General features: G+C 62.8%; 23 protein-coding genes. 9 read left to right on the top strand and 14 right to left on the bottom strand.

The annotated features are described in order from the left end of the window. Genes BVH74_RS03920 through BVH74_RS03935 form a run of 4 tightly spaced genes read left to right on the top strand, consistent with a single transcriptional unit; the run spans position 1 to position 2853 of the window. Positions 1-423, top strand: a complete 423-nt coding sequence (locus BVH74_RS03920) for a YeeE/YedE family protein (RefSeq protein ID WP_080048805.1) — start codon at positions 1-3, stop codon at positions 421-423. Further along, on the top strand, positions 420-2165 hold the full coding sequence (locus BVH74_RS03925; RefSeq protein ID WP_205890214.1) for a SulP family inorganic anion transporter: 1746 nt from the start codon (positions 420-422) through the stop codon (positions 2163-2165). Before BVH74_RS03920 ends, BVH74_RS03925 begins: the two co-directional genes overlap by 4 nt. 2 nt (positions 2166-2167) lie before the next feature. After that, positions 2168-2356, top strand: coding sequence for a YgaP family membrane protein (locus BVH74_RS03930; protein WP_080048806.1), 189 nt, complete (start codon positions 2168-2170; stop codon positions 2354-2356). Between the two features lie 29 nt (positions 2357-2385). Continuing rightward, a complete protein-coding gene (locus tag BVH74_RS03935; RefSeq protein WP_080048807.1) occupies positions 2386-2853 on the top strand; it encodes a c-type cytochrome in 468 nt (155 codons plus the stop codon). Positions 2854-2931: 78 nt separating this feature from the next. Here BVH74_RS03935 and BVH74_RS03940 read toward each other — a convergent pair whose 3' ends face one another. The 7 genes from BVH74_RS03940 to BVH74_RS03970 all read right to left on the bottom strand — a co-directional run bounded on the left by BVH74_RS03940 (position 2932) and on the right by BVH74_RS03970 (position 9934). Further along, positions 2932-3609, bottom strand: a complete 678-nt coding sequence (locus BVH74_RS03940) for a cytochrome b/b6 domain-containing protein (RefSeq protein WP_080048808.1) — start codon at positions 3607-3609, stop codon at positions 2932-2934. A gap of 235 nt (positions 3610-3844) precedes the next feature. Then, on the bottom strand, positions 3845-4624 hold the full coding sequence (locus BVH74_RS03945) for an SDR family oxidoreductase (RefSeq protein ID WP_080048809.1): 780 nt from the start codon (positions 4622-4624) through the stop codon (positions 3845-3847). A 169-nt stretch (positions 4625-4793) separates the two neighbouring features. Continuing rightward, positions 4794-5534 carry a sulfite exporter TauE/SafE family protein gene (locus BVH74_RS03950; RefSeq protein ID WP_080048810.1) on the bottom strand — a complete coding sequence of 247 codons (741 nt, stop codon included), beginning with the start codon at positions 5532-5534 and terminating at the stop codon, positions 4794-4796. A gap of 49 nt (positions 5535-5583) precedes the next feature. After that, positions 5584-6369 (bottom strand): SDR family oxidoreductase, encoded by a 786-nt coding sequence (locus BVH74_RS03955; RefSeq protein ID WP_080048811.1) that lies wholly within the window; start codon positions 6367-6369, stop codon positions 5584-5586. A 372-nt stretch (positions 6370-6741) separates the two neighbouring features. Further along, positions 6742-7674 carry an SDR family oxidoreductase gene (locus tag BVH74_RS03960; RefSeq protein ID WP_080048812.1) on the bottom strand — a complete coding sequence of 311 codons (933 nt, stop codon included), beginning with the start codon at positions 7672-7674 and terminating at the stop codon, positions 6742-6744. Then, entirely contained in the window at positions 7671-8612 is a 942-nt protein-coding gene (locus BVH74_RS03965) for a bile acid:sodium symporter family protein (RefSeq protein WP_080048813.1), read from the bottom strand. Before BVH74_RS03965 ends, BVH74_RS03960 begins: the two co-directional genes overlap by 4 nt. Continuing rightward, complete coding sequence (locus BVH74_RS03970) at positions 8609-9934, bottom strand: flavin-containing monooxygenase (protein ID WP_080048814.1); 1326 nt, start codon at positions 9932-9934, stop codon at positions 8609-8611. Before BVH74_RS03970 ends, BVH74_RS03965 begins: the two co-directional genes overlap by 4 nt. A 241-nt stretch (positions 9935-10175) precedes the next feature. On the opposite strand from BVH74_RS03970, the gene BVH74_RS03975 reads away from it, so the two are divergent. Continuing rightward, positions 10176-11147 (top strand): AraC family transcriptional regulator, encoded by a 972-nt coding sequence (locus tag BVH74_RS03975; RefSeq protein ID WP_080048815.1) that lies wholly within the window; start codon positions 10176-10178, stop codon positions 11145-11147. A gap of 3 nt (positions 11148-11150) precedes the next feature. Here the strand turns inward: BVH74_RS03975 and BVH74_RS03980 are convergent, their stop codons facing one another. Then, a complete protein-coding gene (locus BVH74_RS03980) occupies positions 11151-12194 on the bottom strand; it encodes an MBL fold metallo-hydrolase (protein ID WP_080048816.1) in 1044 nt (347 codons plus the stop codon). A 286-nt stretch (positions 12195-12480) separates the two neighbouring features. Here BVH74_RS03980 and BVH74_RS03985 point away from each other — a divergent pair, with 286 nt between their 5' ends. Both BVH74_RS03985 and BVH74_RS03990 read left to right on the top strand, forming a co-directional pair. Next, positions 12481-13587: an efflux RND transporter periplasmic adaptor subunit gene (locus tag BVH74_RS03985; RefSeq protein WP_231705565.1), complete on the top strand. Its 1107-nt coding sequence runs from the start codon at positions 12481-12483 to the stop codon at positions 13585-13587. Continuing rightward, positions 13587-16646, top strand: coding sequence for an efflux RND transporter permease subunit (locus tag BVH74_RS03990; protein WP_080048817.1), 3060 nt, complete (start codon positions 13587-13589; stop codon positions 16644-16646). The genes BVH74_RS03985 and BVH74_RS03990 overlap by 1 nt, the downstream gene beginning before the upstream one ends. A gap of 12 nt (positions 16647-16658) precedes the next feature. Here BVH74_RS03990 and BVH74_RS03995 read toward each other — a convergent pair whose 3' ends face one another. From BVH74_RS03995 to BVH74_RS04005, 3 genes are all read right to left on the bottom strand, one after another. Beyond that, positions 16659-16991, bottom strand: a complete 333-nt coding sequence (locus BVH74_RS03995) for a DUF190 domain-containing protein (protein ID WP_080048818.1) — start codon at positions 16989-16991, stop codon at positions 16659-16661. Further along, positions 16991-17389, bottom strand: coding sequence for a fluoride efflux transporter CrcB (gene crcB, locus BVH74_RS04000; RefSeq protein ID WP_080048819.1), 399 nt, complete (start codon positions 17387-17389; stop codon positions 16991-16993). The genes BVH74_RS03995 and crcB overlap by 1 nt, the downstream gene beginning before the upstream one ends. A gap of 63 nt (positions 17390-17452) precedes the next feature. After that, positions 17453-18373 (bottom strand): LysR substrate-binding domain-containing protein, encoded by a 921-nt coding sequence (locus BVH74_RS04005; RefSeq protein WP_080048820.1) that lies wholly within the window; start codon positions 18371-18373, stop codon positions 17453-17455. A 132-nt stretch (positions 18374-18505) separates the two neighbouring features. Between BVH74_RS04005 and ycaC the strand changes: the two genes are divergently transcribed. Next, complete coding sequence (gene ycaC, locus BVH74_RS04010; RefSeq protein ID WP_080048821.1) at positions 18506-19126, top strand: isochorismate family cysteine hydrolase YcaC; 621 nt, start codon at positions 18506-18508, stop codon at positions 19124-19126. 56 nt (positions 19127-19182) lie between these two features. Next, complete coding sequence (locus BVH74_RS04015; protein ID WP_080048822.1) at positions 19183-20136, top strand: pirin family protein; 954 nt, start codon at positions 19183-19185, stop codon at positions 20134-20136. Here BVH74_RS04015 and BVH74_RS04020 read toward each other — a convergent pair whose 3' ends face one another. The 3 genes from BVH74_RS04020 to BVH74_RS04030 are packed head-to-tail and all read right to left on the bottom strand — an operon-like array spanning position 20137 to position 22537. After that, complete coding sequence (locus BVH74_RS04020; protein WP_080048823.1) at positions 20137-21087, bottom strand: 5-oxoprolinase subunit C family protein; 951 nt, start codon at positions 21085-21087, stop codon at positions 20137-20139. Beyond that, entirely contained in the window at positions 21084-21788 is a 705-nt protein-coding gene (gene pxpB, locus BVH74_RS04025) for a 5-oxoprolinase subunit PxpB (RefSeq protein WP_080048824.1), read from the bottom strand. Before pxpB ends, BVH74_RS04020 begins: the two co-directional genes overlap by 4 nt. After that, entirely contained in the window at positions 21785-22537 is a 753-nt protein-coding gene (locus tag BVH74_RS04030) for a 5-oxoprolinase subunit PxpA (RefSeq protein WP_080048825.1), read from the bottom strand. The genes pxpB and BVH74_RS04030 overlap by 4 nt, the downstream gene beginning before the upstream one ends. Between the last annotated feature and the right edge of the window lie 21 nt (positions 22538-22558).

Consider the following 22558-nt stretch of genomic DNA (forward strand, 5'->3'; position numbering starts at 1 on the left):
ATGCGTAACCTGATTGCTCTGCTCAGTGGCCTGCTGTTCGGCCTCGGACTGATCGTTGCCGGAATGGCCAACCCGGCCAAGGTGCTGGGTTTTCTCGACCTGTTCGGTGCCTGGGATCCGTCACTGGCGCTGGTCATGGCCGGCGCCATCGCCACCGCGCTCTTGCCCATGCAATGGGCCAACCGGGCCAGTTGCACGCTGACCGGCGAGCCGCTGCAGTTACCTGACACTCGCCGCATCGACCGGCGTCTGGTGATCGGCAGCCTGATCTTCGGTGCCGGCTGGGGCCTGGCCGGGTTCTGCCCGGGCCCGGCGCTGGTCGGACTGGCGGCGGCGGTACCGCAGGCGGCGCTGTTTGTCGCCGCGATGCTGGCCGGCATGCTGCTGTTCAAGTGGTTTGACCAGCCCAGGGCGCGCCAGTGAGTCGCAACCCGCGCCTGCAACCACCGGGCGGCAGCGGTCCGCTGGCCTGGCTGCGGCACTATCGCCGTGCCTGGCTCGGGGGCGATCTGGCCGCCGGTCTGGTGGTCGGGATCATGGTGATTCCGCAAAGCATGGCCTATGCCATGCTCGCCGGGTTGCCGGTCGAAGTTGGCCTGTATGCCAGCCTGCTGCCGGTGCTCGGCTATGCCCTGTTCGGCAGCAGCATGAACCTGTCGGTCGGGCCGGTGGCGGTCACCGGGTTGATGACTGCGGCGCTGCTGGCTCCGCTGGCGCCCATCGGCAGCGGCCAGTATCTGCAACTGGCGATCTGGCTGGCACTGCTGTCCGGGCTGATGCTGTTCGTCTTCGGTCTGCTGCGGCTCGGTTTTCTGGCCAACTTCCTCAGTCACCCAGTGATCAGCGGCTTCATCACTGGCGCGGCGATTCTGATTCTGCTCAGTCAGTTGCCACACCTGCTGGGCCTAAGTGGCTGGCCGGTCAGCCCGGCGGCGCTGCTGGACAGTTGGCAGGCCAGCAACAGCCTGGTGTTGGGCATGGGGCTACTGGCCCTGCTGTGGCTGCTTTACGCTCGCAGCCTGCTGGCCGCGCATTTGCGCTGGCTGGGCCTGAACGAGTCACTGGCCCTGTTACTGGCCCGACTGGCACCGATCCTGGTGGTGGTGCTGACCGTTCTGGCCTCACTGTACTGGGATCTGGCCGCACGTGGGGTGCCGGTGGTCGGCAGTCTGCCGGCCGGCCTGCCCTCGCTGGTCTGGAGCACGCCGGATCTGGCCAGTCTGCATAGTTTGCTGCTGCCGGCGGTGCTGGTCAGCCTGGTCGGCTTTGTCGAAAGCGTATCAATTGCTCAGTCACTGGCCCGGCGCAAGCGCCAGAGCATCGATGCCAATCAGGAACTGCTCGGCTTGGGCGCCGCCAATATCGGTTCGGGGCTGACCGGCGGTTTCGCCGTCTGTGGCGGCTTCTCGCGCTCGATGGTGAATATCGAGGCCGGGGCCAATACCCCGCTGGCTGGCGTGGTGGCGGTCGGCGTGATCGGCCTGATTCTGCTCACCATCGCCCCCTGGTTCGCCCATCTGCCTTTGGTGGTGTTGGCGGTAGTGATTCTGGTCGCGGTTACCCCGCTGATCGACCTGCTCAGCCTCAAACGGGCCTGGCGCTATGACCGGGCCGAAGGCCTGACTCTGCTGGCCACCGCCGCCGGGGTACTGCTGCTGGGGATCGAAGGCGGCATCTTGCTCGGTATCAGCCTGGCGATTGCCGCACAGTTGTGGCGCGGCAGCCGCCCGCACGTGGCGGTGGTCGGCCGGGTGCCGGACACCCAGTACTTTCGCAACACCAAACGCCATCTGGTGGAAATCACTCCGCACCTGCTGGCACTGCGCATCGACGAAAACATCTTCTTCGCCAATACCAAGGCCATCGAGCAAGCGATCCATCAGGCCCTGAGCGACTATCCGGATACCCAAGAAGTGTTACTGATCTTGTCGGCAGTCAATCACATCGACAGTACCGGGCTGGACATGCTTAGCGAGCTGACCGAAGGCCTGGCCGAGCGTGACATCCGCCTGCACCTCGCGGAAGTTAAGGGCCCGGTCATGGATCAACTGGCCGAGACCGACTGGCTCAACCAGCAAGTGGGTGAAGTCTTTCCCAGCACCCACATTGCCTTCAACACCCTCGGCAGCCTGAAACGGCCGAGACAGAGCGACGCAGGAGAGTAATCATGCAAGCAAATGTAGGTAGTATTGATCGTGTTGTGCGTATCGTGGTCGGCCTGGTCCTGATTGCCCTGGCCGCAACCGGCACCATTGGCCTGTGGGGCTGGATTGGCCTGCTGCCACTGGCCACCGGTATTTTCCGGTTTTGCCCGGCCTATCCGTTGCTGGGCATCAACACCTGCAAGAAGAAGTGAAATAGCCTGAACCAAAAAAGGAGTTTTGTATGAAATCCGTGATTGTCACCCTGCTGGGCGGCGCTGTGCTGGCCGCCAGCCTGTCGGCTGTTGCCCAGGTTGCGCCTGAAGATCAGATCAAGTTCCGCAAGGCTGGTTACAGCTACATGTCCTGGAACATGGGCAAGATCAAGGCCCAGGTGATCGACGGCGCCGTCGAGTACAACCAGCAGCAGGTTCTGGCCGCCGCCACTACCATCGACGCCATTGCCAACTCTGGCATGGGCGCCCTGTATGGCCCCGGCACCGAGCAGAATGTCGGCAACCAGACCACCCGCGCCAACCCGGAGCTGTTCAACAACTTTCCGGATGTGGCCGAGCTGTCAGGCAATCTGAACCAGGCCACGGCCAATCTGGTCGCTGCCGCCCAGGCTGATGACCAAGGCCAGATCCGTGCGGCCTTCGGCCAGGTCGGTCAGGCCTGCAAGGCCTGTCACGACAAGTACCGGATGGACTGAACGACGCTCCGAGTAGGACGCTTGATGCAATCAGGGGAGCCGAAGCTCCCCTGATTGTTTGCCTTCTCATTCGGCGCGTTACCAGGCCGGTACCGCCGGGGCCGGGGCGGGTGCCGGAATCCAGCTGCCGTTAGCAGCCCAGACCGCCAGCCCAGCCAATGCCAGAGCAATGATCAACGCCGGCCAGCGCCCACCATTGGCCTGTTCGGTCGCTGGATGCGGAGCCTTTTTATAGCCATGAATCATCGGCCCCAGCAGGTTATGCCCACGCACCCGATAGATCACGATGGCCAGCACATGCAGACCCACCAGCAGATACAACAGCTCCTCGGTACGCCGATGCCAGCCACTCATCAGGCTGCTGAAATCCGATGACACCACCCGGGTCAGCGGCCCGCTGAAGGCGATATCGTCAGTTGCCACCAAGCCGCTCAGCGCCTGAAAACCAAAGAGCCCGATCAGCGCGAACACCGACAGCGCTCCCAGCGGGTTATGGCCCAGACCTTCCCATTGGCCACGCAGATAACGGATTACCCGGCGTGGGGTCGGAAAGAAGCTGACGAACCGGGCATGGGTAGAGCCGGCGATCCCCCATACCAGACGAAAGCTGAGCAGACCGATGATCGCCAGGCCAAAACGTCCGTGCCAGATCATCCAGGTGCCACCGAGCTTGATAGTGACCAGCGCCCCGATCACACAAATGACCAGCAACCAGTGAAACAGACGAAGGGGTAAGTCCCAGACTTTGACCGGCATGGCGTGAAGCTCCCTGATAGACAGGCCACAAAGGCTAACCGCAGTACTCAAAAGCGGCAATAAACCTACACATTAAGTGGCAATTACCGCGCAGTAAATGCGGCAAATGGTAGCCTGAGCCACCCCGCGGGAATCGTACCCCTGGGAGCCTTGAGCATCTGCTCAAGGCAGGGGGATGCACCACGCTCCGCTGCGGAACTCCGCACACGGCCCGCGATGCTCCCGCCTCTCAGCTTTATCCCAAATTCCGCGCCAACTTGTCGCGCAGCCGCTCGGGGTCCAGGCCCGAGGCCTTGTCCAGCTCCGCCAACTCCTCGGGCACATACCAGTGCAGCTTGTCACTGTGATAGGCCTGCCACACCGCCTTGGCCACCTCCACCGCCTCGATCAGCCGGAACGGCCCGGTATCGGGCGCCGCATCCATCAGCGTCTGATCCGGCATGCCGGTCCGGATCAGCCCCGGCAGCACATCCGCCACGCGAATATCATGCCGACGAAACTCGTTGGCCAACGCCTCGGTCAGCCCCTTCACCGCATGCTTGGTGGCCGAATACACCGCAATCAGCGGCATGCCCATGGTCGCCGACGACGACGAGGTACTGAAGCACAGCGCATTGGGCGTGGCCTTGAGCAGCGGCAGCGCGGTGTGAATGCCGTTGAGCACCCCGACCAGATTGACATTGATCAGATTCAGTTGCTGCTCGAACGGCATCTCATCAAAGAATCCGCGCATGGCGATCCCGGCATTGTTGAACAGCACATCCATACGCCCGCCGGTCGCCTCAGCGAAGGCCGCTACCGCCGCCTCGAACTGCGCCCGATCACTGACATCCAGCAACCCGGTCAGGCAATTGTCCGCCCCCAGCTCGGCGCGCAGACTCTCCAGTCCCGCCCCGTTCAGATCAAAAGCGCCAACAAACCAGCCCTGCTGCTGAAACAACCGCGCAGTTTCCCGGCCCATGCCAGACGCGGCCCCGGTAATGAAAATCGACTGACGACCTGCGGCCTGTGCCATTAACGCTGCCCTCCTGTGGGTATGAATGCAGCGACGTTAGCACTGCTGGGCAAGGCTGGGAGCCAAAGCCCAGTCAGCGTGATTGAGCAGCAATCAGGGGGTTTATGGCTTGCACCCTCGGACCGGTCTGCTGACCAACGTATCCATGCGTGGAGCTCGGCTCAGGGCCCTACAACCCGGCCTTGACCACCAGCAATCCCCCGGTCACCACCAACAGGCTGTACACCAATTGCCGAAAACGTTGCTCGTTGAGCCGGTGATGCAGGAATTCACCGAGCAGTACACCGATCACCAGCAGCGGCAGCAGGCTGGCGATACGCGGCAGGTTGGGCAGCAGGTGGCCGTCGAACAGGAACAGGGCGGTGAGGCTGGCGTTGAGGGTGAACCAGACGGTCAGCAGGGTCGCGCGCAACTGGCTTTTGTCCAGCGTGGTGCCGGCCAGGGCGTAGACCAGCAGCGGGCCGCCGGAAGCAAACAGGCCGTGGGTCAGGCCAGCGCCCAGAGTCAGGCCGCGGCTGAGCCAGCCCGGATGACGGACACTCAGGTGATTGCGAGCCAGACGCCAGAGTTCACGGGCGGCGAACCACAGCACCAGCAGGCCGAACATCAGCATCAACAGGTTGTCGCCCAACCAGGGCCGCAGCACATAGCCAAGCAGGGTGCCGGCCAGCATCAGCGGCAGGATCAGTCTGAGCAGGGTGGGGGCGTGGATGTGTCGGCGGTGGCGCCAGGCGAGAAAGCCACTCATGCAGATGTTCAGTGGCACCAGCACGTGCATCAGGTCCGGGATTGGCAGCAGCAGGGCGCCAAGCGACAGGGCAATGACGATACTGCCGAAACCGGTGATCGCTTCGATGGTGTAGGCGATCAGGATGAACAGCGCGATCCAGAGCCAGGGGTCGATAAGCATGTGGGTCCTTGGTGGAAGAGGGTGCCTGCTGGTCAGGTTCGGTAGATGATCAACGCAGTTCGCCGGCAAAGCGTTTGCGCACGCTGCGCAAGTATAATGCTGGGGCCAGGCGCCAGAGCAGGCTGCCGAACCTGGAGATGGGCTCTGGCAACAACCAGCGCTTGCGCTGTTGCAGGCTGCGGTCGATCAGGATGGCCATCCATTCCGGGCTTTTCATGCTGCCGATCATTGAGCGTGGGTGTCGGGCGGTGCTGCCGTCCTTGCCCAGGGCGTGGTGTTCGATCGGCGTATCGAGAAAACTCGGGTAGGCCATGAGGATATGGATGCCGTCGGTTTCCAGCTCCAGGCGTAGCACCTCGAAAAACTGGGTCAGGGCGCTTTTCGCTGCACAGTAGGCGGCACGCCCGGGCACCGGCATCCAGCCGGCCATGGAGCCGATGCAGATGATGCTGCCGCGACTTTGGCGCAGTAGTGGCAGCGCCGCCAGGGTCAGCTCGACCGGGCCCTGCCAGTCCACCGCCATGACCTTGCGGAACACCGCCGGGTCGGTCTGGTGGGCCGGCGAGCGGTGGGTGATGCCGGCGTTGTTAACCAGCAGATCGAGGCGGCCGAAACGTTGCTCTGTGGCGTTGATCAGGCGCTGGATATCCTCGGCTCGGGCAATGTCGGCGCTGACCGTCAGCACCCGCTCGGGGCAGTTCAACTGGTCGGCGCGCTCGCTGAGCTGGGCGGCGTTGATGTCGGCCAGGACCAGCCGGTGACCGGCGGCATGCCAATGCTGGGCCATGGCCCAACCGAGGCCGGAGGCGGCACCAGTGATCAGGGTTACGCTCATTGTGGGGCATCCTTGTGGGGTTGATGGAGTGTGCTGTGGATTGCCACGTTGCTGCGCTCCTCGCAATGACGGTGCGAGTATGGGCTTTGAGGCTTGTGGATTACCACGTCGGCGGATGGCCGCCCCCTGCTCCTCGCAATGACGGCGAGCAGGTGCATTGGCTCAGCCGTCATTGCGAGGGCCACAGACCCGTGGCAATCCAGGTGTCGGGGGCCGCGGCGGCGAGGGTGTGAGCTCGGGGAGGTGCGTTGCCACGGCGCGGCGCTCCTTTTCATGACGGCGAGCGAATGCATTGACCCGGCCGTCATTGCGAGGGCCAAAGGCCCGTGGCAATCCAGGTGTCGGGATCCGCTTGGCACTGGGGGCCGGGGCTCAAGGTTGGCGCAGGTTGTTGTGCGTGGCAAACAGCTCGAACACTTCGGCCGAGGTCTTTGCCAGCGGGTAGCCGAACTCCTCCTTGAGCCGGCGGTTGCTGAGGACCGGGCGGTAGCGCAGGAAGTTGACCTGCTCCGGGCCGGTGGGTTTGCCGCGCCATTTGGCGACTTGCAGTCCGGCCTTGACCAGCCACACCGGCAGGGTCAGCAGCGGTTTGTTCAGCCGCCGGGCGATCTCGGCCATGCTCAAGGCGCCGTCACCAGCCATGTTGTAGATGCCGGTCTTGCTCTGGCGGATGCCCATCTCCATGGCGCCGATCACATCCTGGTCCCAGATGAACACGAACGGCGAGTCGCTGCCCTTGAGGGCAAGAATCTTCGGCGCCATAAACAGCTCGGTGATCTGGTTTCGGGTGCTTTCACCCAGCACTGTGCCGGGACGGAAGATCAACTGCTGCAGCACCGGATGCCGGGCGCGGTAATCAGCTAACAGTTCCTCGATCTGGCGCTTGTGGTCGGAGTAGGCAAATTCCGGGTTGCCGCGCAGGGCGTCGGTCTCATCGATCCAGGCCGGGTTGTCCGGATGGTAGCCATAAGCGGCCCCGGAGCTGGTGACGGTCAGGTGCTGTACGCCAGCCTTGAGGCAGCAGTCGAGCACATTGCGGGTGCCGTTGACGTCGATGTCATAATCGCGGGCGCGGTCTTTCGAGGCCTGCAGCACCGAGGCCAGGTGCACCACATGGGTAATACCTTCTGCGCTCAGCAAGTCGGCCAGGGCCGGGGCGCGGATATCCAGCTGGCGCACCGGGAAGGCCAGATCGTCGCGGGCCCGGATGTCGGTCCCGATGACATGATGGTCGACGGCCAGGCGGTTGCCAAGCTGGTGACCGATATAGCCAGCAGCGCCGGTAATCAGAATGCGTGGGCTCATGATTGTTGTACTTGTGTGGAATGAACTTTGGCCATGGGGTCGTTGGCCGGGATCGGCAACCGGGCCCAGATCTGCGACAGGGTCAGCCCGCTGACCAGATGCCAGACGCCCCAGAAAGCGGTGATCAGCATCATGCCGCCAGCTTCAGGGAAGAAGGTGAACAGGATCACCAGCCCCAGGCCGGAGTTCTGGATGCCGACTTCCATGGTCACCGCGCGGCGGTCGGTGACCGGCAGTTTCAGTAGCCGGCCCATACCATAGCCCAGCGCCAGCGCCAGCAGGTTGTGCAGCACCACCAGCCAGAAGAAGCTGTGAAAGCGCTCGATGAACAGGCCGACATTGTTGAAGAAAGCGATGCCGACAAAGCCGAGAAACACCAGCAGCGAGATGATCCGCAGCGGCTTTTCACTGCGCGCCACCAGGCCCGGCAGCTTGCGCCCGGTGGTCATGCCCAGCACCAGCGGCACGGCCAGCACCAGCAGTACCAACAGCAGGATGCCGCCTGGCTCCAGGCTGATCTGGGTCAGGTAGTCGCGGGTGTGCGGGTTGAGCCAGCCGTAGAAGGCAAAATTCAGCGGCGTCATCACGGTGGCGGCCAGGCTTGAGACCGCAGTCATGCTGACCGATACCGCGACGTTGCCACGCCCCAGCCAGGTCATGATGTTGGAGAAGCTGCCGCCCGGGCAGGCAGCTACCAGCATCATGCCCAGCGCCAGCTCCGGCTCAATGGCAAAGGCCCAGGTGAACAGGCAGGTGGCCAGCGGCAACAGCAGAAACTGCGCCAGCAGCCCGGCCAGCGGCGCGACCGGGGCCAAGGCGATGCGCTTGAAGTCTTCCAGGCGCAGGCTCAACGAGACGCCGAACATCATGCAGGCCATGATCAGGTTGAGGGCGATCAGGCTGGCCGGGTCGAACTGGATCGGCAGCGCGCCGCTCATGCGTTCACCGGCTGCGGCTGTTCGACCGGCAACTGGCGCTCCAGCTCACCGATATGCTGCGCCAGAGTGTCGAGGTAGGCCTGCTTGTTAACGTAGTAAGCCATGCGCGCCAGTTTGATGTAGTTGTACCCACCATCCAGGTTGATACCTGCACGTTCGCGCTTTAACGCATTGAAGCGCTCGGCCGCTGGGGTGCCGGCCAACTGCTGGCGAATATACAGCGCCACCAGCCGCGCCTGCTGGTTGCGGCCTTCCCAGCCGAGCCCGGCGGCCTCGATCATGCCCATCATGAACAGGTTGTGGTGTTCGGGGTGGAATACGTTCATGTACAGCTGCGGGGCATCCAGCCCGGCCGGCCAGTTCAGCTGCTCGCGGGCGATGAACGGGTAGTCAAGCTGGTAACCGGTAGCCATCAGGATCAGGTCGTAGTCGGCGACCTGGCCGTCACTGAAATGCACGCTGTGGCCGTCGACCCGCTGAATGTCGCGGCGCGCGGTAATATCGCCATGGCCCAGGTGGTGCAGGATCAGCGAGTTCATCACCGGGTGCGATTCGTAGATCCGGTAGTCCGGGTCGGGCAGACCGTAGTCCGAGGGTTTGCCCATCAGCAGGCGGATCAGCGCACCATCGAGTTTCTGTTTCAGCGCGCGCGGCAGCTTGAGTTTGCCGCCAAGGGTGTCGGTGGGCCGGCCCTTGATGAATTTGGGGATGAAGTAGTAGCCACGGCGCAGGCTCAGATCGACGCTGGCAGCCTGGTGCACAGCATCCACGGCGATGTCGGCGCCGGAGTTGCCGCAACCGACGATCAGTACGCGTTTGCCCTTGAACAGCTCGGGGCTGCGGTAGGCGGCCGAATGCATCAGCTCACCGGCGAACTTGCCGGGCAACGCCGGCATGTTCGGGGTGTGCAGAGTGCCGTTGGCAATCAGTACCCCACTGAACAGCCTGCTCTGGCGCTGACCGTCGCGCTCGCTGGTCAGGCGCCAGCCGTCGCCTTCGGGGCTTAGATCAAGCACCCGGGTGTTGAATTCGTAGTAGCGCTTGAGGCCGAAATGTTCGGCATAGTCACGAAAATAGCGGCGCATTTCACTGTGGTGGGGGTAGGCCGCAACGTCATCACGCATGGGGAATTCGGCAAATTCGGTCATGCGCTTGGAGGAGATCAGGTGGGCGCTGTCGTACATGGTGCTGTGCGGGTTGTCGATGTCCCACAGGCCGCCGACGTCGCTGTGCAGCTCCAGCCCGATGAAGGGGATGCCGAGCTTCTGCAGATTGCGCGCTGCGGCCAGACCCATGGGGCCGGCGCCGATCACTGCGTACATGGGTGTTTCCTCTTTCTTGTTATCGGTATTCATCGTTGCTAGCTGTGTGCCTGAGGGCTTGGTGCTGGTGGCGCGATGCCGAAACTGGCCAGAGCAGTGCGATCTTCCAGGGCAGCTCACAACCTTCAGCTGCATCGGCTGGCGTTACAGCAGCACGGGTGCAAGGTTATGATCCCAGTCTAGCCAACCGTCTGCGCGCGGTATCGGGTCAAACAGGACACAAGGACCAGCAATTCAGGCCATGCACGATTGCTCCGAACACAGCGTCACCCCGCGTTACAGCCAGGCCATCGTGCAGATGGCCGAACGCTTGGGTATTGCCCTGCCGGCGGCGCTGCTGGCGCGTCTGCGCGATGCCGAGCGGGTGCCAATCGGCTGGCAGGACCAGCTCTGGGAGGCGTTCTGTAGCGCCAGTGGCGATCCGTTGATCGGACTCAGATTGGGACTGGCGATCCAGGTCGGGCATCTGGACAGTGTCGGCATGCTGCTGGTGACCTGCGACACCTTTGGCGAAGCGCTGGAGGAGCTGATCGAATACGCCCCGGTGATTGGTGATGGCGGCGAGTTTCAACTGCACCGCGAAGCCGGGCAGGTGTTCATCGATTACCAGCCGCACCTGCAAGTGCGCAGTGCCGAGCGGGTCGAGGCGGTGCTGGCGAGCATGCTCAGCCTGACCCGTTGGGCCACTGGCGGGCAGTTTCGGCCCAGCGGCATCTGGCTGGCACATGCGCCGCTGGCCCCCTTGGCCGATTACCAGGCACTGCTCGGTTGCCCGGTGCAGTTTGAGGCCGGCTGCAACCATCTGGGGTTCAGTGCCGAGCAACTGGCACTGGCGCAGATCCAGGCCAACAGTGCCTTGCGCGATCACCTGCGGCAGTTGGCCGATCACACCCTGGCCGAACTTGGCCAGCATAGCCTGAGCGCCGAGGTGCAACGACTGGTGCGCGCCAACCCGCGCTGGGGCAAGGAGCGTATTGCCGAGCAGTTGAATCTTAGTGGCCGACATCTGAACCGTCGGCTGGCTGAGGACGGGCTGTCATTCAAGAGCCTGCGCGAGAGTGTGCTGCAGCAAATGGCTAACCAGGCACTGCGCGGCGATCAGCGCATCAGCGAGATCGCCGAACAGTTGGGTTTTTCCGACGAAAATGCCTTTGTGCGCGCCTTCCGCCGCTGGCAGGGGCTGACGCCGGCGCGGTTTCGCGCTGGCGACTGAAGCTCAGCCCTTGAGCCTGAGCAACCCACCGCGCAGGCTGGCGACCCGCTCAAAGCCCTGCTCCTTGAGAATGCTGACCGCCAGCGCCGAACGCCGGCCGGAGCGACACAGGGTAACCACCGGTTTGTCTCTGGGCACCTCGGCGACTCGCTGATGCAGTTGATCAAGCGGAATGTGCAACGCCAGATCGAGCCCGGCCGGCCGCTCGCCGTCGACAATTTCATCGTCATGGCGCACATCCAGCACAGTCACCGATGGCTGGTTGTGAATCAGCCATTCCGGTTCAACCTCCGGCACCCCGGCATAGGTGATACGCAGGTCAGCCCAGCGCGGCTCGTCCGGCAGCCTGCCGTCTTCCGGGCAACCGCTGCGCAGGTTGGCTGGCACGGCGGCATCAATCAGCTTGGGATGCGGCAAACGCATGGCTTGCATGTAGCCAACGAAGTCGGTTTCGTTGGCATCACCGCCAACCCGGGCGTTGAACTGTCGCTCTTCACCAATGGTGCTCTGGGTACGGCCATGGTAGTCGTGGGCCGGATAGACACTGCAGCTGTCTGGCAGGCTAAACAGCTGCTCGGTGATCGAACGGTACAGGGTGTGAGCGTTGCCTTGCTGAAAATCGCTACGGCCGCAGCCACGGATCAGTAGCGCATCACCGGTGAACACCATCGACTGGTCGGCCAGCACATAGCTCATGCAGCCGTCGGTATGGCCGGGCGTAGCGCGGGCCTCAAGCTCGATACCGGCCACCCCAAAGCGTTGGCCGTGTTCCAGCGCCAGGTCGACATGCGCGGCATTGATCACCTTGGCCGAGGCAATCGCGCACCCGGTTTTCTGCTTGAGCAGCCAGGCAGCGGTAATGTGGTCGGCATGCGCATGGGTATCGACCACCAGCTTAAGGTGCAGACCCAGTTCATCGAGCAGCGCCAGGTCGCGCTGGACCTGCTCGAATACCGGGTCGATCAGCAATGCCTCACGGCTGTGCTCATCGCCCAGCAGGTAAGTATACGTTGATGAGGTGGAGTCATAGAGCTGGCGAAAGATCATGCGAATTTCCTCGCAAATACGGGCCATATAGTGAGTGTAGCTGGCCCTGAAAGCCAACCTTACATACCCCTTGGGGTATTATGTGAACACCAGCATAATATACTCCAAAGATCTATGCATAGATCAATAATGCATATAAAACTAAAGCACCCTGTATCCGCTGCAGTTGCCTGTACAAGGCCGGAACGAACCCTGCATTTGGCGACAAACTGTTGCCAGTTCAGCTCATGTTCATTTTTCACGCCTATAATCGCGGCATTAGTTTTCTGTTACTGAAGTCAGGTCCATGATGCCTCTAGCCCGCCTTGTCCCGTCCCTTGCCCTGTTGTTGGCAACCTTACCGTTGCTGTCTGCCTGTTCCGGCAACGACGCTCCTGCTGCCGATACCGTCCGCCCGGTCAAGCTTTTTACCGTGCTTGATCCACTGGCCCAGCACCTGCGTGAATTTCCGGGCCGGCTCAAGGCGCCGGAAGAAGCCGAGCTGTCCTTCAGGTTGGGGGGCGAGTTGAAGGAGCTGCGGGTGCGCGAAGGGCAGTTGCTGCAACCGGGCGAGACGATCGCCGAACTGGACGATACCGACGTCAGGCTGCGCCTGAATGACCGTCAGGCCAGCTACGACCTGACTCGCAGCCAGCTTGAACGGATGCAGCAGTTGATTGAACGGCAAATGGTCTCGCAGGCCGAGCTGGACGAACGACGGGCTCAATTCAATCAGGCCGAGGCCGCACTTAATCTGGCACGCCAGGAGTTGGCCTACACCCGTCTGAGCGCGCCATTCGCCGGACGGGTAGCACGTACCCATGTCGAACGGTTCCAGATCGTGCAACCCAATCAGCCAATCGTGACCCTGTATGCCGGCGACAGCATGGATGTGGTGTTTCAGGTTCCGGAAAGCCTGCTGTCGGGCCTGCGGGCCGATATCGACCCGGGTGATATCCGCCCAAGAGTGCGCATCGACAGCCTGCCGGGAATCGAGATCGAGGCGCTCTACAAGGAGCATGCCAGCCAGCCAGACCCCAAAAGCCTGACCTATCAGGTAACCCTGGCCATGCAACCGCCCCAGGGACTGGTACTGCTGCCCGGCATGAGCGCCACGGTGTTGCTGGATGTCGCCCAGGTCAGCCAGCAGGCCGGCATGCCGTTACTGGTGCCGGTCGAGGCGGTGTTCAGTCCCGATGCGGCGGGACCGGAAGTACGCCAGGTCTGGGTTGTCAGCAAGCATGAGGGCGGCCTCCAGGTACACGCCCGGGAAGTACAGGTCGGGCAACTGACCCAGAACGCGATTGAAATCCTTGCCGGGCTGGAGCCGGGTGAGCAGATCGTCGCCGCGGGCGGCGCGGAACTGGCCGAGGGCCAGCGCGTGAGGGAGTGGACTCGCGAGCGGGGGCTGTAATGGACATCGCCGGTTATTTCATCCAGCGTCGGGTCACCAGCTGGCTGGTGGCACTGATTCTCGGGTTTGGCGGGCTGGTCGCCTTTCTTGGGCTGGGGCGCCTGGAGGACCCGGCTTTTACCCTGAAGATGGCCATGGTGGTCACACCCTATCCCGGCGCCTCGCCGCAGCAGGTCGAGGAAGAAGTTACCTACCCGCTGGAAAACGCCATCCAGCAACTGCCCTACATTGACAAGATCACCTCGATCAGCAGCGCCGGGCTGTCGCAGATCACCATCGAGGTACAGAGCCAGTACGGCCCGAATGATCTGCCGCAGATCTGGGACGAGATGCGCCGGCGTATCAACGATCTGCGTCCGTTCCTGCCACCAGGGGTCGATGAGCCGCGTATTCGCGATGATTTCGGCGATGTTTATGGCATTTTCCTGATGCTCAGTGGTGACGGCTACAGCTACCGCGAACTGCGCGACTTTGCCGACTACCTGCGCCGCGAACTGGTGCTGGTCAAGGGCGTGGGTAAGGTCAGCCTGGCCGGTCTGCCGCAGGAGGAAGTCTATGTGGAAATTTCCCGGGCGCGCATGACCAGCCTGGGTATTTCCCCGCTGCGCCTGCAACAGGTGCTGAGCAACCAGAACGTGGTATCCGATGCCGGGCGCATGCTGGTCGGCAGCGAGTCGATCCGCCTGCACCCGACCGGTGAATTCGAGGATATCAGCGAGTTGGAACGCCTGATCATCAGCGAGCCGGGCAGCGCCCAGCGTGTCTACCTGGGTGATATCGCCACCCTGCGCCGGGGCTTCAGCGAGCAGCCGGACAACCTCTACCGGGCCCAGGGTGAGCGCGCACTGGGGCTGGGCGTATCGTTCGCCGCCCATGTCAATGTGGTCGATGTCGGCCAGGCGGTCAGCCAGCGGCTGGCCGAACTGGATAGCCAACGCCCAGCCGGGATGCGCATCGAGCAGTTCTACAATCAGGCCGATGAAGTTCAGGGTTCGGTCCGCGGTTTCGTACTCAACTTCGTCATGGCGGTGGTCATCGTTATCGGTGTACTGCTGCTGTTCATGGGCCTGCGCAGCGGCCTGCTGATCGGTCTGGTACTGGCTCTGACGGTACTGGGCACCTTCATTTTCATGAAGCTGCTGGGGATCGAGTTGCAACGCATCTCGCTCGGGGCGCTGGTGATCGCCCTGGGGATGCTGGTGGACAATGCCATCGTCATTGTCGAGGGCATCCTGGTCGGCCGTCAGCGCGGTCAGAGCACGCTGGAGGCGGCCCGCTCGATCGTGCGCCAGACCAAGCTGCCGCTGCTCGGCGCTACCGCCATCGCAATCATCGCCTTCGCCCCCATCGGGCTGTCAGAAGACGCCACCGGCGAATACTGTCTGTCGCTGTTTCAAGTGTTGCTGATTTCCCTGCTGCTGAGCTGGGTCACCGCCATCACCCTGACGCCGTTCTTTGCCAGCCTGTTCTTCAAGGATGGCCAGCCCCTGAGCGGCGGCGATAGCCAGGAGCCGTATCAGGGCATCATTTTCAGCAGCTATCGACGGCTGCTCGGCTTTGCCCTGCACCATCGGGTCGCGGTCAGTGCCCTGCTGGTGGTGTTGCTGGTGGTCTCTGTGGCCGGCTTTGGCAAGGTACGCCAGAGCTTTTTCCCGCCGTCCAACACGCCGATGTTCTTTATCGATCTGTGGCTGCCCAAGGGCAGCGACATCCGCTACACCGAGGAAGTCGTCAGTGAAATTGACCGCCATGTACTGGCTCAGGAGGGCGTGACCTCAGTCACCTCTACCATTGGCCAGGGCGCACTGCGTTTCATCCTGACCTATTTCCCCCAGCGCCAGTACTCCAACTTCGCCCAGATTCTGGTGCGCACCGAGGACCGTGAACAGATCGAACCGCTGATCGCCAAGCTGGATCAACACCTGCGCGAGCACTACCCGGACGTTCAGGCCAAGCTCAAGCAGTTGATGCTCGGCCCCGGCTCAGACAGTAAGATCGAGGCTCGTTTCACCGGTGCCGATCCGCAAGTGCTGCGCCGGATCGGTGCCGAGGCGGCGGCGATCATCCGCGCCGATGCGGTCTCCAGCGCAGTGATGCATGACTGGCGCGAACGCACCAAGTTGGTCCGGCCACAATTTGCCGAGGCCCGGGCCCGTGAAATCGGAGTCGACAAGAGCGATCTGGATGCACTGTTGAAGATGAACTTCAGCGGCATGACCGTTGGCCTGTACCGCGACGGCACCCGGCTGCTGCCGATCGTTGCCCGCACCCCGGATGACGAACGACTGAACGCCGCTACCCTCAATGACCTGCAGGTCTGGAGCAGCGCCCGCGCCACCTATGTGCCGATCGAGCAGGTGGTAAGCGGCTTTGTCACCAGTTGGGAAGACCCACTGATCATGCGTCTGGATCGCAAGCGCACCCTGACCGTACAGGCCGACCCGAGCATTCTCAGCGGCCAGACCGCCGCCCAATTGTTCCAGCGCCTGCGCCCGCAGATCGAGGCCATCGAGCTGCCGCCGGGGTACAGCCTGGAATGGGGTGGTGAATACGAAAGCTCGCGCGACGCCCGCCGGGCGGTATTCGGCAGTCTGCCGCTGGGTTATCTGGTGATGTTCCTGATCACCATCCTGTTGTTTGACTCGTTCAAACGAGCTACGGTGATCTGGCTGACCGTGCCGCTGGCAATCATCGGCGTGACCTTTGGCTTCCTGCTGACCGGCATACCGTTCGGTTTCATGGCTCTGCTCGGCTTTCTCAGCCTCAGCGGCATGCTGGTCAAGAACGGTATCGTGCTGGTCGATGAGATCCGGCTGCAGCTGGATAGCGGCAAGGCCGCCTATGAGGCGCTGGTCGATGCCTCGATCAGCCGGGTCCGACCGGTATCGATGGCAGCTCTGACCACCATTCTCGGCATGGCCCCGCTGCTGACCGATGCGTTCTTCCAGAGCATGGCGGTAGTGATCATGTTTGGTCTGGGCTTCGCCACCGTGTTGACCCTGGTGGTATTGCCGATGCTCTACAGCCTGTTCTTGCGTATTGCCATTCCCCGGGCCTGAGCCCGGGGCGGTTCAGGCGTCACGGGCCACGCGCTTGCCAACATGCCCTAGCTCAGCCGGGGTCTTGACGTAGAACAGGTCAAAATCCTCCTGATCCAGCCGCTGAAACAGCCGCGCGCACTCGTCTTCGGTCGCAGCGATACGCACCACCAGCGGCTGCTGGGCGTGCTCGAAGAAACGCGCCGAGCGCAGCTCACCACTGTGCCCGAAACCTTCCAGCGCGGCTGACAGCGTTGCGCCACGCAGCTCCAGCTCCCGAGCCAGGCCAATCAGCCAGTGGCCCAATGGCTGGCCGCGGTGCTGACGATCCTGTTGGGTATAGAAACTGATCAGATAACCGTTCATTACAGACCTCCTCCCATTTGCCCCTGAAGAAGCTGCATGCTGTAGAACCCGACCGCCAGCATCAGCAGCGAGCCCGTGACATGCAGGGCAATCGCTCCCAGCGCCATCAGCCCCCGACCATCCTGCAACAGCGCAAAGGTTTCGGCGGAGAAGGTCGAAAAGGTGGTCAGCCCGCCACAGAAACCGGTAATCAGCAGCAGCCGCCACTCCGGGCTGAGAGAGGGCATGTTGGCCAGCAGCGCAATGCCCAGTCCGGCGATATAGCTACCAATAAGATTAGCAGTCAGGGTGCCCAGTGGAATGGCTGGAAACAATGTATTGAGCTTGAGCCCCAGCCACCAGCGGAAACTGGCACCGACCGAGGCGCCCAGGGCGATAGCCAGCAAGGATTTCAACATGGGGCACCCTCCCTAGGTTAGTTGCGGGCTACGTTAACAGCCTGGTTGCTATTGGCAAAGCCGTCACTGTGTGCAGGCCGGGATGAAGTCACTGTCACCGAAACGCTCCCCGAGAAAGTCCAGCAGCGTGCGGACCGAGGGCAGCAAGCCACGGCGACTGGGAAATACGGCATGAATGATGCCACCCCGTGGACGCCAGTCCGGCAGCACCGCCTGCAAACGCCCGGCCTGTAAATCATGCCCGGCAACCAGCAGCGGCAATTGCACAATCCCCACGCCATCCAGCGCCGCCTGGCGCAGCAGGCCCATGTCGTCGCTGACCAGTCTGGGCCGGTGGGTTATCTGGCAATCATGGCCGCTGACATGTTCCAGGCACCAGAGATGCTCCTTGTAGGGCCGCTCCCAGTCCAGGCTGGGTAGCCGCTGCAAATGCTCGGGGCTCTCCAGAATGCCGGTTTCGGCCAGCAGGCCCGGTGCAGCCACCAGTTGCTGCGGACTTTGGGCCAGCACTTTCATCGTCAGATCGCTGTCTTCCAAGGGAGGAAAACGGACCCGCAGGGCGATGTCCAGCCCTTCATGCACAACATCAACCCGCCGGTTGCTGGCCTCTATCTGCAACTCGATCTGCGGGTAGAGACGCATGAACTCGGACAGCATGGGCGCCACCCGAAACTGCAGCAACGCCGTTGGACAGCTCAGGCGCACCAACCCCCGCGGCTCGGCATGGGCCCGGTCGATCAACTCCTGGGCCGCCTCGGCCTCGGTCAACATGGCCTTGCAATGGCGGTAGTACTCCTGTCCCAGCTCAGTCACGCTGAAACGTCGACTGGAGCGGTTGATCAGCCGGGCATTGAGCCGTTCTTCCAGTTGCGCGATACGCCGGCTCAGCCGGGATTTGGGCATGCCCAGCGCCCGCCCGGCGGCAGAGAAGCCCGAGTATTCGACTACCTGAACATAGAAATAGAGGTCGTTGAGATCCTGCATAGCATCGTCCTGCGAGTAGAACGATGAGTATCGTTTATAGAGGCTATTTCTTCCACCGTTCCATGTCTAGGCTTGAACAACCCGTTGCCTGCGCGCGATGGGCAAACTCAGCAAACTCGACAGGAGAATCCCATGGCCTTCACCTACAACCGCCTGGACAAGAACAACGCCGCTGTCCTGCTGGTCGACCATCAGGCCGGCCTGCTGTCTCTGGTCCGCGATTTCAGCCCGGATGATTTCAAAAACAATGTACTGGCCCTGGCCGATATCGCCAAGTTCTTCGGTCTGCCAACCATTCTGACCACCAGTTTCGAAGACGGGCCGAACGGCCCCATGGTGCCCGAGCTCAAGGCCATGTTCCCGGACGCCCCGTACTTCGCTCGGCCAGGCCAGATCAATGCCTGGGACAACGAAGAGTTTCTGGCCGCGGTCAAGGCCACCGGCAAGAAGCAGTTGATCATTGCCGGGGTAGTGACCGAGGTATGTGTGGCATTTCCGGTACTGTCCGCGCTGGAAGCGGGCTACGAGGTGTTCGTCTGTACCGATGCCTCCGGCACCTTCAATCAGACTACTCGTGAGGCATCCTGGAGCCGTATGGAGCAGGCTGGCGCGCAACTGATGACCTGGTTTGCCATCGGCTGCGAGCTGCATCGTGACTGGCGCAATGATGTCGAAGGATTTGGCGGCCTGCTGGCCGGACATTTGCCGCAATACGCCAATCTGATCCAGAGCTACAGCGTGCAGAAAGGCTGACCAACTCACTACATGCTTTAATAGAGTTAGTGAGAGCCTGAAAAAAGGGGGTAGTTGTGAGCAATCACGAATCCGACTGCCAGTTATCCGATTCACGCGACTGCCCGTCTGCCGCCGAGATTCCGGAGGTTGAACTGATCAGTGCGCGCACCGCCGAAATTGGCGGCAGCCTGCCGGTCAGCCGGGTACTGCCGACGCGCCAGCGCCGGCTGATCGGGGCCTGGTGCTTTCTCGATCATGCCGGGCCGGCGCACTTTGGCCCGGATGAGGGCATGCACGTTGGTGCCCATCCGCATACCTGCCTGCAGACCTTTACCTGGATGATCGAAGGTGAGGTGCTGCACCGTGACAGCCTGGGCAATGAACAGGTGATCCGGCCGGGGCAGGTCAATCTGATGAGTGCCGGGCGCGGTATCGTGCATACCGAAGACTCCCTGCCTGACAGCGGGGTATTACATGCTGCGCAGTTGTGGATCGCCCTGCCCGAGGCGCTGGCCGACAGTGACCCGGCCTTTGAGCACTATCCGAACCTGCCATGCTGGGAGGAGCAAGGCTGTGAGCTGACCCTGCTGGTGGGCGAACTGCTGGGCCGGCAATCACCGGTGCGGGTACACACCCCGCTGTTTGCCGCCGACCTGGCCAGCGTCAGCGCCTGCCAGGTGATTCTGCCGATCCGCGAGGATTTCGAGTATGGTCTGCTGGTACTCGAAGGCGAGGCCTGGATTGGCCATGAAAACGTGGAGGTCAATGAGCTGGCCTATCTGGGGCCCGGTCACAGTGGCATGCAACTGCATCTGTCGATGCATAGCCGGGCGCTGCTGGTCGGCGGCGCGCCCTTTGGCGAAGACATCCTGATGTGGTGGAACTTCGTAGGTCACAGCAAGGACTACATCATCCAGGCTCAGCATGATTGGGAAAGCGGACAAGCTCGCTTTGGCGAGGTGCCGGGCAGCGACGGCCAGCACCTGACTGCCCCCAAACTGCCATGGAAGAACAACGGTCCGGACTGATCAGCCGCGGTGAACCGGCGGGTAGTGATCGTTGCGCCCGTCGATCAGTTCCAGCCAGTGCAGATAGCGTTCGCGGGCCTGACTGTGACTGCTGATGCGCAGCCTGACCGGTTCGCCAACGCCACACTGGGCCAGCCGGGCGACCGCTACCGGGCTCAGGGCGCCCAGCCGTGGGTAGCCGCCGATGGTCTGCCGGTCGTTGAGCAGGATGATCGGCTGGCCATCGGGCGGCACCTGGATCGCACCCAGCGCAATCCCTTCGGACACCAACGCCTCACCCTGGTAATGCAGCACCGGGCCCTGCAAGCGCACCCCCATGCGATCAGCCCGGGCATCCACCCGCCACACCTGATTGAACGCCTGGAACAAACTGACTCCGCTGAACCGGGCAATCTGGGCACCCGGCACCAGCTCCAGCTGGGCCGGGCGGCGAAGATCCGGACGCAGTTGCTCCGGCAGACTCACCGGCTTCGGTCTTCGGGCCGCAGCATCCAGTTGATCACCTGTCTGCAGAGCGGCACCGTTACCCTGCAGGCCACCCAACCGGTCCCGTACCACGGTCGCGCAGGAGCCCAGAACCTGCGGCGCACGGAAGCCATCGGGGGCCGCCAGATAGGCGCGCACACCATACAGCGGAGTGTTGAAGACCAGCCGCTGGCCGGCCTTGACGGCAAAGCTGCACCAAGGGGCCAGTGGCTGATCGTCCAGCCGGGCTTGCAGATCGGCTCCGGTCAGCGCCAGGGTGGTATCCTGCTCACAGCGCAGCGTCAGTCCGCCAAGCGGGATTTCCAGAACCGGGCAGTCGGCGCTGTTGCCCAGCAGGTGATTGGCCAGTCCGGCACTGATCCAGTCCAGTGCTCCGCCCTGGGTCACCCCCAGATGGCGCACACCGAAGCGGCCGTGATCCTGAAGCTGGGCCAGGCCCAGGGTCTGCTCCACCCGCAGGCTCATGGGCATTCCTCCAGCGGGCTGTCATCGCCACCCAGACGCAGAAACTCGCCATGACTGATCGCCACGAAGCGCACCCGGTCGCCAGGTTGCAGCAGGCTGTAACCCTGATATTTGGGATCGAACAGCGCCACCGGGGTACGCCCGAGCAGGTTCCAGCCGCCGGGCGACTCCAGCGGATAGATCGCGGTCTGGCGTTCGGCAATCCCGACGCTGCCGGCAGCCACCCGCCGGCGCGGGGTGGCCAGCCGCGGCGCCATCAGTTGTGGCTCGACCAGACCCAAATAGGCAAAGCCGGGAGCAAAACCCAGGGCGAACACGCTGTAGTCACGGCTGCAGTGGCGCAGAATCAGCTCATTCGGGCTCAGGCCACTGTGCCGGGCCAGCGGCTCCAGGTCAGGGCCAACACTGGGGTGATACCAGACCGGCAGTTCATGGCGTTGGCCGCCCAGATGTTCCAGCGGCTGCAGATCGGTCAGCGCCTGCTCGATCAACTCGCGGGCCTGCCACTCGTCCAAGGCCCGCACATCATAGTGCAGCATCAGGGTGGTGTAGGACGGTACCAGATCGACCAATAGCGCACCAAAGCTGTCGCGCAGCCGCTGAGCGGCGGCCAACAACCAGGGCATGTTGTGCTCGTCGATACGCTCGAACAATCGGATTATCAGACTGTCGAGGCTGGCGGTCTCGACCTGCGGGTTCATGACGGGTCCAGCGCCTCTAGCGCCTCACGGATGCGGCGGACCACTGCGACCGATTCGGGGTTGTCGCCGTGCACGCACAGCGAGTCGATCCGCAGGTGCAGGGCGCTGCCATCGCTGGCGATCAGCGGCTCGCCGCGGGCCAATGTCAGGGCCTGATCAAGGATCCGCTGCGGGTCATGGTGCACAGCACCTGGAAGTGTGCGGGGCAGCAGTTGGCCATTGGCATCGTAACCCCGGTCAGCGAACCCCTCCAGCCACAGCACGATGCCATACTCCTGGGCCAGGGCCTCGGTCTGACGGTTGTCGGCCTGGCCCAGCAGCATCAGTGGCAGGCTGCGGTCATAGCGGGCAATGGTGCGGATCACCGTGGCCAGCAAGTCGGGCTGGCGCATCATGTCGTTGTACAGTGCGCCGTGCGGCTTGATGTAGCTGACCCAGGTACCCTCGGCACGGCAGATCGCTTCCAGCGCGCCGATCTGGTACAGCAGCAGGTCTTCGACTTCCTGGGCACTGCAGGCCATTGAGCGGCGGCCAAAACCGACCAGATCCGGATAGGCCGGATGAGCCCCGATACGCACCTCGTGTTCGACCGCCAGACGCACGGTGCGGCGCATGGTGCCAGGGTCGGAGGCATGGAAGCCACAGGCGATATTAGCGCAATCGACCCAGGGCATGACCTGCTCGTCCAGGCCCATGCGCCAGGCACCGAAGCTTTCACCCATATCGCAATTGAGTAACGGGGTAGCCATGGTGGACCTCGGAGTACAGCA

This window comes from Halopseudomonas phragmitis (genome assembly GCF_002056295.1).
Classification (GTDB): Bacteria; Pseudomonadota; Gammaproteobacteria; order Pseudomonadales; family Pseudomonadaceae; genus Halopseudomonas; species Halopseudomonas phragmitis.